This window comes from Kribbella sp. CA-253562, assembly GCF_050942265.1.
Lineage (GTDB): Bacteria > Actinomycetota > Actinomycetes > Propionibacteriales > Kribbellaceae > Kribbella.
Window position 1 is genome coordinate 3257370 of record NZ_CP192049.1, and the last position, 13470, is coordinate 3270839.

A 13470-nucleotide genomic window follows, 5' to 3' on the forward strand; every position below is an offset into this window, starting at 1 on the left:
TGGCCGCAGCGAGGGGTGGCCGCGGCGGCACGTGGTGGCGGGCAGCCGGATCCGGGAGGAACTTGCGGTGATAGGGGACACTTTGACCATGAAGTGGTTCGGTCGCCGGCAGAAGCCCGGCACGATGCGCAAGTCGGACACCCCCGACCAGGCGCACCTGCGGGAGTTCGTCCAGACCCGGCAGGGTGTCGAGGGGTTCGTCGAGCCGCGCACCGCGGTGACCGAGTACACGTTGCTCCTGGTCGCCGTCGACGGCGAGTGGACCCGTCGCCGGGTCCCCTCGGTCGAGTGGGCGCACAACTTCCTGAACAAGCTCGGCATCCCGTCGTACGACGCGGCCGTGGTCGGTTATCCGCCACGGATGCGCGAGTACAACGCCCGCCAGAAGAAGAACGGCCTCGCCTAGCCCTTACAGGACGGGCACCCGCTGTCGCGTGGTCGCCGCAAGTTCGGTGTCGACCGTGCCCAGCAGCAGCCCGGTCTCGGCGCCCAGCCGCGCGCTCACCCGCCCCAGCGGGTCGGCCAGCACGCTCCGACCGATCCCCAGCGGATCAGTCCCCACCGGCGGAGTCCACGCCTGGTCGCACGCCAGCAGCCAGGCCTGAGCGTCCGACGCCCGAGCGCGCGTGAGCAGGTCCCACTGTTCTTCCTTGCCCGGCCCAGCACCCCACGACGCCGGTACGACGATCAGCTCCGCGCCCAGTCGCCCCAGTGCGGTGAACTGGTCCGCGAACCGAAGGTCGTAGCAAGTCGCCAGCCCCACGGTCACGCCCCGCACCTCGAACGCCACCAGCTCCTTGCCAGGCGCAACCAGGTCCGATTCCCGCGAGCCGAAGGCGTCGTACAGGTGGATCTTGCGGTACGACGCCTCGACGCCAGGACCGGTCGCCAGCAGCGTGTTGTGCACCCGCCCGTCCTCCGACGGCTCGAACATTCCCGCGACGACGACCACGCCGGTCTCCTCCGCGACCTTGCGCAGCCCGGTCGCGAACGGCCCGTCGAGCGGCTCGGCCACCGCCCGCAGATCACTGCCGAACGCCGCGAGCGTCGCCTCGGGCAAGGCGACCAGCGACGCACCCTGCGACGCGGCCCGCCGGACGGCGTCGACCGCGACGGCTAGATTGGCGACCGGGTCCGCGGTGGTCAGGATCTGGGCGGCGGCGACCCGTAGCGTGGACAGAGCTGTCATGAACCCTCCAAGGCTGTATACGTTGAGTATGCAATTGAGTGGGGACTCCGGCCGCGACCGCGCCTACCAGTACCTGCGGGGGACCGTGCTGAGCGACCCCGCGGTGTCCGGCACGTTCATCAACGAGCAGGCCGTCGCGACCGAGGTCGGCGTCTCCCGTACGCCGGTCCGCGAGGCGCTGCTGATGCTGGCCGCCGAGGACCTGGTCCAGCTGGTTCCGCACCGCGGCGCGTTCGTCGCGCCGGTGCCGGGCCGCGAGATCGCCGAGATGATGCAGGCCCGCGGCGTGATCGAGTGCTGGGCGGCGACCACGTGCCTGACCGCCGGGACGACGCCGGTCGCGCCGATGTCCGCCGTACTGGAGCAGCAGCGGGCGATCGTGGAGTCGGGCGACGCCAAGGACTTCATCGAGCTGGACAGCCAGTTCCACGCGCTGCTGATCGAAGCGGCCGGCAACTCGGTGCTCGGTCGGCTGTACGACAGCCTGCGCGCGCGGCACGTGCTGCTGGGAGTCGTGGCGCTCCAGCGCAGCGCCACCCGGCGCCAGGACGTGCTGGCCGAACACCAGGCGATCGTCGACGGCCTCGCGTCCGGTGACACGGCGGCGGCCGAGGCGGCGATCCTCCGCCACCTCGACACCACCGGCTCGATCCTCATGCAGGGCTAGCGGTAGCGACCGCGTCCTCCACGTCGTCCTGCACCGCCCGGCCGAGGCGCAGGCCGACCAGCGTGACCACACAGGCCACCACGATGTACGCCGCGATCACGTAGCCCGTACCGGTCTTGGCCAGGAAGTACGTGAACGCGAGCGGTGCCAGCGCACCACCGATCACTCCGGCCAGCGTGTAGGCCAGCGAGCTGCCTGTGTAGCGCAGCCGGGCGGTGAACTGCTCCGCCACGAACGCCGCCTGCGGTCCGTACATCAGCGAGTGGAACACCAGCCCGATCACCACACCGGGCAGCACAGTGGCCAGCGACGACGCGATGGTGAAGAACACCACGCTCCAGAGCGCCCCGCCGACCGCACCGATCCCGTAGACCCGCCGGCGCCCGTACCGGTCGGACAGCCAGCCCGACAACGGGATCAGCCCGACCTGGAACGCCGACCCGACCAGTACGGCGGTGACGGCCTGGCCGCGGCTCATGCCGAGCTCCTGGGTCGCATAGGTCAGCACGAACACGGCGAACATCGCGTAGAGCACGTCCGGCCCGACCCGAGCCAGGATGGCGGCCACCAGCCCCCGGCCCTGCGTCCGGAGCACCTCGGTGACTGGTGCGGTCGGCCGGTCGCCGCGCGCCTCCAGTTCCTTGAACACCGGCGTCTCCTCCAGCTTGGTCCGGATCAGCAGACCGAACCCGACCAGTACGGCGGACAGCAGGAAGGCGATGCGCCAGCCCCAGCTGAGGAACGCGTCCTCGGACAGCGCACCCGCCAGCACCGCCAATACGCCGTTCGCCATCAGCGTGCCGAGCGGCGGACCCACCTGGGCGGCGGACGCCCAGAAGCCGCGCTGACCGGCCTCGCTGAACTCGCTGCTGAGCAGGACCGCGCCGCCCCATTCGCCGCCGACTCCCACGCCCTGCACGAAGCGCAGGAAGACCAGCAGGGTCGGCGCGATCGCACCGGCCTGGGCGTGCGTCGGCAACAGCCCGATGAAGAAGGTGGCCACGCCGATCAGCAGCAGCGTCGCGACCAGCACTCGTTTGCGGCCGATCACGTCACCGAGGCGGCCGAAGAAGATGCCGCCGAGCGGGCGGGCGACGTACCCGACGGCGTACGTCGCGAAGGCCTGCAGCGTGCCGGTGAGTGGATCGCTGCCGGGGAAGAACAGGTCGCCGAAGACCAGCGCGGCGGCCGAGCTGTAGACGGCGAAGTCGTACCACTCCAGCGACGTGCCGGACAGGCTCGCGGCGAACGCCTTGTACAGACTCCGGCGGTCGCCCGGGGACGTGGCCGGCGCCGGGGACGGGCCGGAAGCAGTGGGCAAGGGCATCGGTGGACCTCCTGGGGACGATGCTCCATACTCGTCGTATACAACGTGTTCACGCAAGCGATGTCCGACAATTCGGTGGAGGATTCCGTGTCCCAGACCCTGCGATTCACGCTCCCGGACGGCACCCCGCGGGAGATCGAGGTGCGCTACGCGCTCAACGCCGGGTACGCCGGCCGCGACACCGCGCAGGTCCAGCACCACGTCGACGAGCTGGCCGAACTCGGCGTGCCGGCGCCGCGGCGGATCCCGACGCTGTACCCGCTGTCGGTCTCGCTCGTGAGCCGCCCGGAGGTGGTCCAGGTCGCGCACGCCCGCACGTCGGGGGAGGCGGAGTGGGCGCTCGTGGTCGGTGACGGGCCGGACGACCTGCTGCTGACCGCCGCGTGCGACCACACCGACCGGGCGCTGGAGGTGCACGGAGTCGCGTGGAGCAAGCAGACCGCGCCCGACCTGCTGGGCGATGTCGCGTGGCCGTTGGCGTCGATCGAGCACGAGCTGGACCAGTTCACGCTCAGGGCGTGGGTGCGGCACGGTGCGGAGGAGCAGCTCATCCAGGACGGCACATTGGCGCAGCTGCTGCCTCCGGCGTACTGGGTGAAGGAACTGGGCAACCTGCTGCGGCCCGGAACGGTACTGCTCAGCGGGACGATCCCGATGATCGCCGGAGTGGACCAGTTCGCCGACGCCTGGCGGGTGGAGCTGACCGATCCGCGCGGCCTCACCAGCCGGATCGAGTACGCCGTGGAGCAGCTGGCCGAGGCCTGGGACTGACATGAAGGCCGAGCACGAGTTCTTCCCTGTCGACCAGGTCGCGTGGACCGACGCCGGGAACGGCATTACCCAACGGGTCCTGAGCGAAGGATCCGAAAACAACCTCACCCGGATCGCCCGCTGGGCTCCGGGGACAACAACCGATGAGGTCATCCGCCACGAGTATTTCGAGGAGGTCTACCTGCTCGAAGGTTCGCTGACGGATCTCACCCTGCAGAAGACTTTCGGCGCCGGCCAGTACGCGGCGCGCCGGCCGGGGATGCCCCACGGCCCGTACCGAACAGCGGAGGGCTGCACCATGCTGGAGATCCGCTACCCGGTCGAGTAGCGGATCTCCACTCAGCTCAGCTGGCCGCTGCGGCCAGTTCGACCAGGGTGCGGACCGAGTACCCGGTGCCGCCGGTGTGGGTGTAGCCGGAGGGGCCGCCGTCGTTGAAGGCCGGACCGGCCACGTCGAGGTGCACCCAGTCGATGCCCTCAGCAACGAAGTCGGCGAGGAAGGCGGCCGCGGCCAGGGCGCCGCCCCACGCCTCGCCGGTGATGTTGGCCAGGTCGGCGACCTTCGAGTTCGAGCGCAGCTTGTCCAGCATCTCGCTGGGGATCGGCAGCGGCCACATCGCCTCGCCGGCCGCGATCGCGGCGTCGACGACCCGCTCGCGGGCGGTGTCGGTGTTCGCGAACGCGCCGGCCACCTTGGTGCCCAGGGCAACAACACAGGCGCCGGTCAGCGTCGCCACGTCGACGATCAGGTCGGGCCGGTCCTCGCTGGCCCGGACCAGCGCGTCGCCGAGCACGAGCCGGCCCTCGGCGTCGGTGTTCAGCACCTCGACCGTCTTGCCGCCGTACATGGTCAGCACGTCGGAGGGCCGCGCCGCCGAGCCGGACGGCATGTTCTCGGCCATCGCGGCGTACGTGGTGATCTGCACCGGCAACCCGAGCCGCGCGATCGCGATCGTCGCGCCGACGACGGCGGCCGCACCGGCCATGTCGGCCTTCATGCTGATCATGCCCGAGGCCGTCTTCAGCGACAGGCCGCCGGAGTCGAAGGTGATGCCCTTGCCGACGAACGCCAGGTGGGTGACCGGCTTCTTCGGGGTGTAGCTGAGCCGGATCAGCCGCGGCGGGTTGGTCGATCCCTGGCCGACGCCGAGGATGCCGCCGTACCCGCCCTTGGCCAGGGCCTTCTCGTCCAGCACCTCGACCTTGACACCGTACTCGCGGGCCAGCTTCTGGGTGTGCACGGCGAACTCGGCCGGGTGCAGGTCCGACGGGGGAGTGTTCACCCAGTCGCGGACCTGGTGCACCGCGTCGGCGACCACCTGCGCGCGCTCCAGCGCGGCCTTGGCGTCCTTGTTGCGGGCCAGTTCGGTCAGCACGGTCAGGTTGCCCGGCGCGTCGCTCGACGCCTCGGACTTGTAGGCATTGAAGGAGTAGCGGCCGATCAGCGCGCCCTCGGCGACGGCCCGGACGCAGTCGGCGTCCGGCGTCGGCAGCGCGAACGCGACCGACTGCGCGGTCTTCGCGGCCCGGACGCCGACACCGGCGGCGACCCGCAGGTCCTCGGTCTTCAGCGCACCGTCCGGCGCCGGCCCGAGGCCGACCGCGATCAGCGTCGCCGACCTGCCCGGCAGCGGCACCTTGGTCACCTCGCCGGCCTTGCCCGTGGCTCCGAGTCCGGACAGCACCTCCACCAGCCGCCCGTCGTACGCGGCGTTCAGCGACTCGGTGCCGGCCGGCAGCGCGACGCCGCCGCCGAGCTTGACGACACCGAAAACGACGACGTCGGTCTTGACGCCGGCCGCATCTGACTTGCTCAGGGTGATGGTGCTCACGAAATCCTCAGTCCTCCTTGACGGATGGCAGTGCGCCGGTCGTGACGGTACGTGAATGCTGCCCGACAACGCACGCAGCATGCTACGTGCCAGCCGGGCGGGAGACGCGTGCCACACCGCCGCCACGGCCCGTTCGCGCACTGACACCGGACCGGTCCGGTCAGGTAGGTTCCGCTGCATGACCAGCTTGAAGAAGTCCCCGCTGCACGAGCGGCACGTCGCCCTGGGAGCCAAGTTCGCCGAGTTCGGCGGCTGGGAGATGCCGCTGGAGTACGGCGGCGTGGTGGCCGAGCACACCGCGGTCCGGACCTCGGTCGGCGTCTTCGACGTGAGCCACCTGGGCAAGGCGACGGTGAAGGGACCCGGCGCCGCGGCGTACGTGAACTCCTGCCTGACCAACGACCTGGGCAAGATCGGTCCGGGCCAGGCCCAGTACACGCTGTGCTGTGCCGAGGACGGCGGCGTGGTGGACGACCTGATCGCGTACCTGCACGCCGACGACGACGTGTTCCTGATCCCGAACGCCGCGAACACCGCCGAGGTGGTGCGCCGACTGGCCGAGCAGGCGCCGGAGGGCGTCGTGGTGACCAACACCCACGACGACTACGCGATCCTCGCAGTCCAGGGCACGCACTCCGACGACGTGGTCGCGGCGATCGGGCTGCCGACCGGCCACGACTACATGGCCTTCGCCGTCGCGGACTACGACGGTACGCCGGTCGTCGTCTGCCGCACCGGCTACACCGGTGAGCGCGGCTACGAGCTGGTCGTGCCGAACGCGGCCGCCGTCGCCGTGTTCGACGCGCTGCTGGCCGCGGGCGAGCAGTACGGCATCGTGCCGGCCGGTCTCGGCGCGCGCGACACCCTGCGGACCGAGATGGGGTACCCGCTGCACGGCCAGGACATCTCGCCCGAGATCACCCCGGTCCAGGCCCGGTCGGGCTGGGCGGTCGGCTGGAAGAAGCCGCACTTCTGGGGCGACGCGGCCCTGCGCGCCGAGAAGGAGGCCGGCCCGGCCCGCATCCTGCGCGGCCTGCGCGCCGTCGGCCGCGGCATCCCGCGCCCGCACATGACGGTGGCCGGCACCGACGGCACGCCCCTGGGCGAGGTCACCTCCGGCACCTTCTCCCCGACCCTGAAGAAGGGCATCGCCCTGGCCCTGCTGGACGCCGGGGTGAAGGAGGGCGACCAGGTCACCGTCGACATCCGCGGCCGCCAGGAGGCCTTCGAGGTGGTCAAGCCCCCGTTCGTCACGGTCAACGTCCGCCAGAGCTGACGCCGGCGAACCACTGACTCCAGCCGGCCCACCCAGGCACGCCGGCGAGCCACTCCGATCCGGGGCACCACCCGGACCCGCGGCGCCGCGGTCCCACGACAGTGGGCCTGCGGCGCCGCTGCCGTTCCGCACCAGTCCCGGCCGGGCCGTGCGCCGGGACCAGCGAGGGTGCCGACGACCAACGCCAGTCCCGCCGCGACGACCATCCATTGTCTGGGCACACGCATCGACCTTCCGTGGGGCGGAGTCGCGACGGCAGTGACCCGTCGCGCGGACAGGATGCGGGCAGGCTGTTACCCCGCCCTTACCACCGGTGCATGCGAGCTGCCGGTCTACCCTGCGTCCGTGGAGTTCCGACTGCTCGGTCCAGTTCAGATCTGGTCGCAAGGGCAGCAGGTCGAGCTGAACCGACGGCAGGAACGCCTTCTGCTCGCCGTCCTGCTGCTGGAGACCGGCAAGCCGGTGCCTGCTGAACGGCTGATCGACCTGCTCTGGCCGGATCAACAGCCCGGCAACCCCAAGCGCGCTCTGCAGGTCTACGCGTCACGCCTACGAACGGTGCTGGCGACCGGAGACAGCCAGCTGGTCAGCGGTCCGCACGGCTACGCCGTGGAGGCACCGCCGGGCCGCACAGACGTCGAGCTGTTCGCCGCACTCGTCGAGCGGGCCAAACCGCTCGACGATCTGGAGCAGCGCCGCAAGCTGCTGGTCGACGCCCTGGCCCTCTGGCGAGGCCCGGCCTTGGCAGACGTCGCCTCCGAGGACGTACGCCGCCGGCTGTGCGCGGGGCTCGATGAATCGCGCTGGGCCGCGCAGGAGCTTCGCCTGACGACTGAGCTGGCCCTTGGGCGGCATCGCGAGTTGCTGCCCGAGCTGGCCGAACTCACCGCGCAGCAGCCGACCAGGGAGTCGCTCGCCGCAGCCCAGATGGTTGCCCTGTACCGGTCCGGTCGCCAGACCGACGCGTTGGCGGCGTACGCGGAACTCGCTCGGCATCTGTCCGACGAGCTCGGTGTTGAACCCGGTCCCGAGCTGCGCGCTCTGCAAGTCGCGATTCTGCGGCAGGACGAGTCGCTGGACCTCCGCGCAGCCGAGCCGGGACCGCGCGAGCTTCCGGCCGACATCGGCGTACTGGCTGGACGGGACGGCGTACTGGGTGAGCTGGTCGAAGTCCTGCGACGGCCGAGCTCACTGCCGACTGTCGTCTGCCTGTACGGCGCTGCCGGGACCGGCAAGTCGGCGACAGCAGTGCGGTTGGGGCACACGGTGGCCGGCGAGTTCGCCGACGGACAGCTGTTCGCTCGACTGCAGGACGTCAACGGTGAGCCGGTTCCGTCCAGCATCCTGGTCGGACGTCTACTCCGCTCGCTCGGGGTCGACACGTTGCCCGATTCGGTCGAGGAGAGATCGACACTGCTCCGCTCGACCCTGGCGGGCAAGTCGGTGCTGCTGGTCCTGGACGACGCGCTGGACGCCGGACAGCTGCGTCCACTGCTGCCGGCTGACAGCCAATGCGCGGTGATCGTCACTTCGAGACGGCCGCTGCTCGGCCTGGAGGACGCGATCCACCGGGAGATCGATCCACTGGACAACGCGACCAGTGCGCAGCTGCTGGCTACGCTGTCCGGCCGTCCCGTCGCGGAGCTGGACGAGGTCGTCGGCTACTGCGTCGGACTGCCGCTCGCGCTGCGCATCGTCGGCGCGCGGCTCAACCTGATCCGCGAAGACGTCGCGGAGGTCGTCCGGTCCCTGGCCGACGAGTCCAGCCGCCTCGACTACCTGGTGGCCGGCGATCGCGCCGTACGGGCAAGCCTCGACCTCACCCTGCGGGCAGCGGGGGAGACCGCTCGCCGTCTCTTCGGATGCCTGGCTCTGGTCGGCGCCGACGAGTTCTCCGCCTGGGTCGCCGCGCCGCTGCTCGACCTGGACGAACCGGCCGCCCGCGCGGTGTTCGACGAGCTGGTCGCTCTCGGTTTGGTGCAGCCCCGGAAGACGAGCCCGCCGACGTACGGGTTGCATGCGCTGGTGCGGGCTCGAGCCGTCGAGCTGCTCAACGGCCTGGCGGACCGGGAGGCGGTCGAAACCCGTTACCTGCAAGCGATTCTGCGCCTGCTGGCGATCGCCGAGCAGGACAGCGGGCCGATTCTGTCCCGGCACCTGGAGTTCGACGCCGGCGAGGGACGCCCCCTCGTCGACACCGACCGCGCGGCCGCCGTGGGACCTGCTTGGCTGGAGGTCGAGGCCCCGGTGGTGGCGGCAGCGGTCGAGCTCGCGTCTGGGCGGCCGCGCCTGGCCGCGATGCTGGCCATGCGCCTCGACGACTTCCTGGTGGTGCGGGATCTTCGCGAGATGCGTCAGGGCGTGCTCGCCATCGCGGACGCCGCCACCACCGACACCGATCCGTTGCTGGAAGCGGAGGTCCTGCACCGCAGGTTCGGTGCCGTGGCGCAGGGCAACGCATCGGATGCGGAGCGCACGGAGATCGCCCGCCGAGCCTTGGCCGCCGCCGAACGGACCGGTGATCCCGAGCGCCGGGCGCTGGCTCTGGCCCACGTCGCTTACCAAGCGTCCGAGAACGCCGACTACGAGGGCGCGATCACCGCGGCCGAACAGATTCTCGCGCTGGCCGACCGCTGTCCCGACCCCACGATGATCAAGGCGCGCGGCCTCGATCTGCTGTGCGCCGGGCTGAACGGGCTCGGTCGTCTGCCCGAGGCCATCGAGGCGAGGCGTGCGCTGCTCGCGGTCAGCACCGCGGGGACGAGGATTCATGCCATCCGGCTGGTGCTGCACGCCCAGCTGCTGACCAGCGGCGCGGACCAAGGCGCCGAGCATCTGGCCGAGCTCGGGCAAACCGTGGCGGAGGCCGCCGAGATCGTCGACCGGATCGGCGACGATCTCGGCCGGGCGCACGTGGACGTCGTCGAAGCTCGCCTGTGCGTGCTCCGCGGCGAGTTCACCATGGCCGCGGAGCTGCTCGACCGGGCCGGAGTGGTCTTCGCCGAGCGGCCGGACGCCTGGGGGCAGGTGCAGTTGCAGGTCGGCCGGGCGTGGCTGGCGATCCGGCGCGGCGAGCTGAACGAGGGCCTGCGGATCCTGACCGAAGGAGTCGAGGCTCTGACCGCGACCGGGTACGAACCGGGCGTTCGCGTCTTCCGGCGGCAGTTGGAGCTGGCCCCTGCCGACGGTGATCACTCTGAGTAGTGATGAACCCAGGGACTACCGGCCTGCACTGTCTGTGACAATCTGGCACTAAATGGCCATTGACGGTGCTGTGCCGCCGCTTTTCGTGGACAATTGCTAACTCTCCGTAAATATTCGTCTCAAATGTACCGCCCTCGTACTCGTTCCGGTAACGATTTGTACACTGCTCCGGGGCACTGCTGGTTTTGCCGCCGATGTGTCGGGCAGGCTAGCCCGCGGTCCAGAGGCCGGTCGTGTCAAGGGCATTTGGCTGCAACAAGGTGCAGGGCACCAGACCCCCCGCGATCTACGGATCGTGGCCGGTCGACATCTGAGAAATCTGGCTGACAGAAGCTGACGGAGTTCGCATGAGCATCGGTTCACCCGACTCGACCGTAGGTGTCGAGGACCACCCGGCGTCCGCGGAGCCGGTGCGCGATGCGGGGATGGCGCACGGGAAGTCGCCGACGCGGATCGCGATGGACCGGTTGCGCAAGGACCGGGTCGCGGTCACCTGCGCCTGCATCGTGCTGTTCTTCGTGCTGATCGCGATCTTCGCGCCGCTGCTGACCAAGCTCGAGGGTGCCGACATCAGCACCTTCCGCCCCGAGCTGGTCGACGAGTACGGGTTCCCGACGATCGGGCTGACTCCCGAGCACTGGTTCGGTGTCGAGCCGAAGACCGGCCGGGACAACTTCGCCCGCTGGGTGTACGGCGCCCGTCCGTCGCTGATCATCGCCTTCATCGCGACGCTGTCCGGCACCATCATCGGGGTCGTGATGGGCCTGCTGGCCGGCTTCCTCGGCGGCTGGGTCGACCGGGTGATCTCCTGGATCATCGACTTCGTCCTCAGCCTGCCCTACCTGCTGTTCGCGATCGCGATGGTGCCGATCGTCGAGTCGCTGCGCGGCGGGTCGTTCAACCTCAGCCCGGAAGAGCAGGCCTCGACCCGGTTCTTCGTGCTGATCTTCGTGCTCTCGTTCTTCGGCTGGGCCGGCCTGGCGCGGATCATCCGCGGTGAGGTGCTGTCCCTGCGCGAGCGGGAGTTCGTGCTCGCGGCCAAGGCGATCGGCGTTCCGACCAGCCAGGTGCTGTTCAAGGAACTGCTGCCCAACCTGGTCGCCCCGATCGTGATTTCGGCATCACTGGCGCTGCCGGCCTACGTCACGGCCGAGGCGGGACTGTCCTTCCTCGGTGTGGGTCTGATCGAGCCGATCCCGTCGTGGGGTCAGACGATCGCGACCGCGACCAACTGGTTCAAGGCCGACCCGGTGTACCTGTGGCTTCCCGTCATCGGCATCACCGCGCTGGTGCTCGCGCTCGCCCTGCTGGGTGACGCGGTCCGCGATGCCTTCGACCCCAAGACTCGCCGGTAGCCCGGCGTTGCCCCAGCGGCAGAAAAGGAGAAACACGACAATGCAGTGGAAGAAGATCACCGCTGTCGCGGCGACGGTCATGCTGGCCGTCGCGGCGTGTGGTAGCCCGTCGTCGAACAACAACACCGGCGGGTCGAACGCGGGCACCGAGGGGAAGGCGCAGGAGAAGGCGACCGACCCGACCCTGAAGGGCCCGGCACCGGAGATCGAGGGGGCGAAGAAGGGCGGCACGATCACCGTGCTGTCCGACGTCACGCCGGACACCTTCGACCCGACCAACATCTACTACACCGACGGCAACCAGATCGGGAAGCTGATCTACCGGGCGCTGACCCAGTACAAGCTGGACGACAAGACCGGTAAGCCGATCCTCGTTCCCGACCTCGCCGAGGACCTGGGCACCAAGTCGGCCGATGGCCTGACCTGGACGTTCAAGCTCAAGCCGGGCATCAAGTACATGGACGGCTCGCCGGTGAAGGCCGAGGACTTCGCGTACTCGATCAAGCGCTCCTTCGCGCACGACCTGTACGACGCCGGACCGACGTACCAGCAGCAGTTCTTCAAGGACGGCGAGAAGTACCGCGGGCCGTACTCCGACGGAGACAACTACTCCGGCGTCGAGACCCCGGACGCCAACACGCTGGTGATCAAGCTGGCCAAGAAGTTCGACGACCTGCCCTTCTACGCGGCGTTCCCGATGTTCACGCCGATCCCGAAGGCCAAGGACACCAAGAAGAACTACGAGCAGAAGCCGATGGCGACCGGCCCGTACATGGTCGACCAGCTCACCCAGGGCACCCAGCTGAAGCTGGTCAAGAACCCGAACTGGGACCCCAACACCGACCCGGTGCGGCACCAGTACGTGGACGGCTTCGACTTCAAGTTCGCGCAGGACACCATCAAGGTGCAGCGTCAGGTGCTGGCCAGCTCCGGCGAGGACGCGAACGCGCTGAACTACAGCAACCTGGACGTCAGCCTCTACCCGGAGGTCAAGGACCAGAGCCAGATCATCAAGGGTGAGTCGCCGTGCACGTACCTGTGGCCGATGGACACCCGCAAGATCCCGTTCGAGGTTCGTCAGCTGGTCGCTAAGGCCTACCCGTTCGCCTCGTGGCGCAAGGTGGCCGGCCTCGACCCGCAGACCGCCATCCCGGCCTCGACGATCCTGCCGCCGGCCGTGCCGGGCTTCGAGAAGTACGAGCTGCCGGGCCTGAACGGCTCCGGCAAGGGCGCTGAGGACGACGCGATCGCCCAGGAGGTCAAGGCGAAGCTGAAGGAGCTCGGCAAGGAGAACTTCGAGCTCAGCTGGTACTACAGCAACGACGACAAGATCGCCACGCAGGTCAACCAGCTGCGCACCCAGGTCTTCCAGAAGGCCGGCTTCAAGGTGAAGGCCGTCGGTGTCCCGAAGGCCAAGATCCGCACCCTCACCGGTGACCAGAACGCGCCGGTGAACATCGGCAAGACCCCGGCCGGCTGGTGCTCCGACTGGCCGAGCGGCACCAGCTGGATGCCGGTGCTGTTCAAGTCCGACGCGATCGGGCTGGGCAACAGCGTCGGTCAGCTGCAGGACAAGGCCCTGGACGCCAAGATCGACAAGGTCGCGGCGATGACCCCGGACGAGCAGCTCAAGGAGTGGTCGAAGATCGACCGCGAGATCCTCGAGAAGTACCTCCCGGCCGTTCCGCTGTACTACGCCGGCAGCGCGTTCCCCGTTGGCAAGAACATCGGTCACGCCATCAACGACGTGACCCAGGGCATGCCCGAGTTCACCTCGTTGTACCTGAAGCAGCCCTGATCCGGACTGCGGTCAGCAACTAGCAGTCTGATCATCTGATGGTGGGGTGGT

The 13470-nt window shown here is 69.5% G+C and carries 11 protein-coding genes; 8 read left to right on the forward strand and 3 right to left on the reverse strand.

The window, feature by feature from the left end:
* The first annotated feature begins 88 nt into the window (after nt 1–88).
* Nucleotides 89–406 (forward strand): hypothetical protein, encoded by a 318-nt coding sequence (locus ACQPXM_RS15550; RefSeq protein ID WP_077017001.1) that lies wholly within the window; start codon nt 89–91, stop codon nt 404–406.
* A gap of 3 nt (nt 407–409) precedes the next feature.
* Here ACQPXM_RS15550 and ACQPXM_RS15555 read toward each other — a convergent pair whose 3' ends face one another.
* On the reverse strand, nt 410–1189 hold the full coding sequence (locus ACQPXM_RS15555) for a carbon-nitrogen hydrolase family protein (RefSeq protein WP_432949111.1): 780 nt from the start codon (nt 1187–1189) through the stop codon (nt 410–412).
* Nucleotides 1190–1217: 28 nt separating this feature from the next.
* On the opposite strand from ACQPXM_RS15555, the gene ACQPXM_RS15560 reads away from it, so the two are divergent.
* Complete coding sequence (locus tag ACQPXM_RS15560; RefSeq protein ID WP_432949113.1) at nt 1218–1856, forward strand: GntR family transcriptional regulator; 639 nt, start codon at nt 1218–1220, stop codon at nt 1854–1856.
* Here ACQPXM_RS15560 and ACQPXM_RS15565 read toward each other — a convergent pair.
* Nucleotides 1843–3183 carry an MFS transporter gene (locus ACQPXM_RS15565; protein ID WP_432949115.1) on the reverse strand — a complete coding sequence of 447 codons (1341 nt, stop codon included), beginning with the start codon at nt 3181–3183 and terminating at the stop codon, nt 1843–1845. The two genes, ACQPXM_RS15560 and ACQPXM_RS15565, sit on opposite strands and share 14 nt — an antisense overlap.
* 87 nt (nt 3184–3270) lie before the next feature.
* Between ACQPXM_RS15565 and ACQPXM_RS15570 the strand changes: the two genes are divergently transcribed.
* Both ACQPXM_RS15570 and ACQPXM_RS15575 read left to right on the forward strand, forming a co-directional pair.
* Nucleotides 3271–3954 (forward strand): DUF2848 family protein, encoded by a 684-nt coding sequence (locus ACQPXM_RS15570; protein ID WP_432949117.1) that lies wholly within the window; start codon nt 3271–3273, stop codon nt 3952–3954.
* Nucleotide 3955: 1 nt separating this feature from the next.
* Nucleotides 3956–4282, forward strand: coding sequence for a cupin domain-containing protein (locus ACQPXM_RS15575; protein WP_432949119.1), 327 nt, complete (start codon nt 3956–3958; stop codon nt 4280–4282).
* Nucleotides 4283–4298: 16 nt separating this feature from the next.
* Here the strand turns inward: ACQPXM_RS15575 and ACQPXM_RS15580 are convergent, their stop codons facing one another.
* A complete protein-coding gene (locus ACQPXM_RS15580; protein WP_432949121.1) occupies nt 4299–5786 on the reverse strand; it encodes a leucyl aminopeptidase in 1488 nt (495 codons plus the stop codon).
* A 178-nt stretch (nt 5787–5964) separates the two neighbouring features.
* Here ACQPXM_RS15580 and gcvT point away from each other — a divergent pair, with 178 nt between their 5' ends.
* From gcvT to ACQPXM_RS15600, 4 genes are all read left to right on the forward strand, one after another.
* On the forward strand, nt 5965–7062 hold the full coding sequence (gcvT, locus tag ACQPXM_RS15585) for a glycine cleavage system aminomethyltransferase GcvT (protein ID WP_432949123.1): 1098 nt from the start codon (nt 5965–5967) through the stop codon (nt 7060–7062).
* A gap of 345 nt (nt 7063–7407) precedes the next feature.
* Nucleotides 7408–10266 (forward strand): BTAD domain-containing putative transcriptional regulator, encoded by a 2859-nt coding sequence (locus ACQPXM_RS15590; protein WP_432949125.1) that lies wholly within the window; start codon nt 7408–7410, stop codon nt 10264–10266.
* A 347-nt stretch (nt 10267–10613) separates the two neighbouring features.
* Nucleotides 10614–11621, forward strand: a complete 1008-nt coding sequence (locus ACQPXM_RS15595; protein ID WP_432949127.1) for an ABC transporter permease — start codon at nt 10614–10616, stop codon at nt 11619–11621.
* Between the two features lie 40 nt (nt 11622–11661).
* Nucleotides 11662–13419 carry an ABC transporter substrate-binding protein gene (locus ACQPXM_RS15600; RefSeq protein ID WP_432949129.1) on the forward strand — a complete coding sequence of 586 codons (1758 nt, stop codon included), beginning with the start codon at nt 11662–11664 and terminating at the stop codon, nt 13417–13419.
* Nucleotides 13420–13470: the final 51 nt, after the last annotated feature.

Bases quoted from the DNA above. Each gene is read 5' to 3' on its own strand.
- ACQPXM_RS15575 (WP_432949119.1), top strand. From the start codon at position 3,956: ATGAAGGCCGAGCACGAGTTCTTCCCTGTCGACCAGGTCGCGTGGACC.
- ACQPXM_RS15550 (WP_077017001.1), top strand. From the start codon at position 89: ATGAAGTGGTTCGGTCGCCGGCAGAAGCCCGGCACGATGCGCAAGTCG.
- ACQPXM_RS15595 (WP_432949127.1), top strand. From the start codon at position 10,614: ATGAGCATCGGTTCACCCGACTCGACCGTAGGTGTCGAGGACCACCCG.
- ACQPXM_RS15560 (WP_432949113.1), top strand. From the start codon at position 1,218: ATGCAATTGAGTGGGGACTCCGGCCGCGACCGCGCCTACCAGTACCTG.
- gcvT (WP_432949123.1), top strand. From the start codon at position 5,965: ATGACCAGCTTGAAGAAGTCCCCGCTGCACGAGCGGCACGTCGCCCTG.
- ACQPXM_RS15565 (WP_432949115.1), bottom strand. From the start codon at position 3,183: ATGCCCTTGCCCACTGCTTCCGGCCCGTCCCCGGCGCCGGCCACGTCC.
- ACQPXM_RS15600 (WP_432949129.1), top strand. From the start codon at position 11,662: ATGCAGTGGAAGAAGATCACCGCTGTCGCGGCGACGGTCATGCTGGCC.
- ACQPXM_RS15555 (WP_432949111.1), bottom strand. From the start codon at position 1,189: ATGACAGCTCTGTCCACGCTACGGGTCGCCGCCGCCCAGATCCTGACC.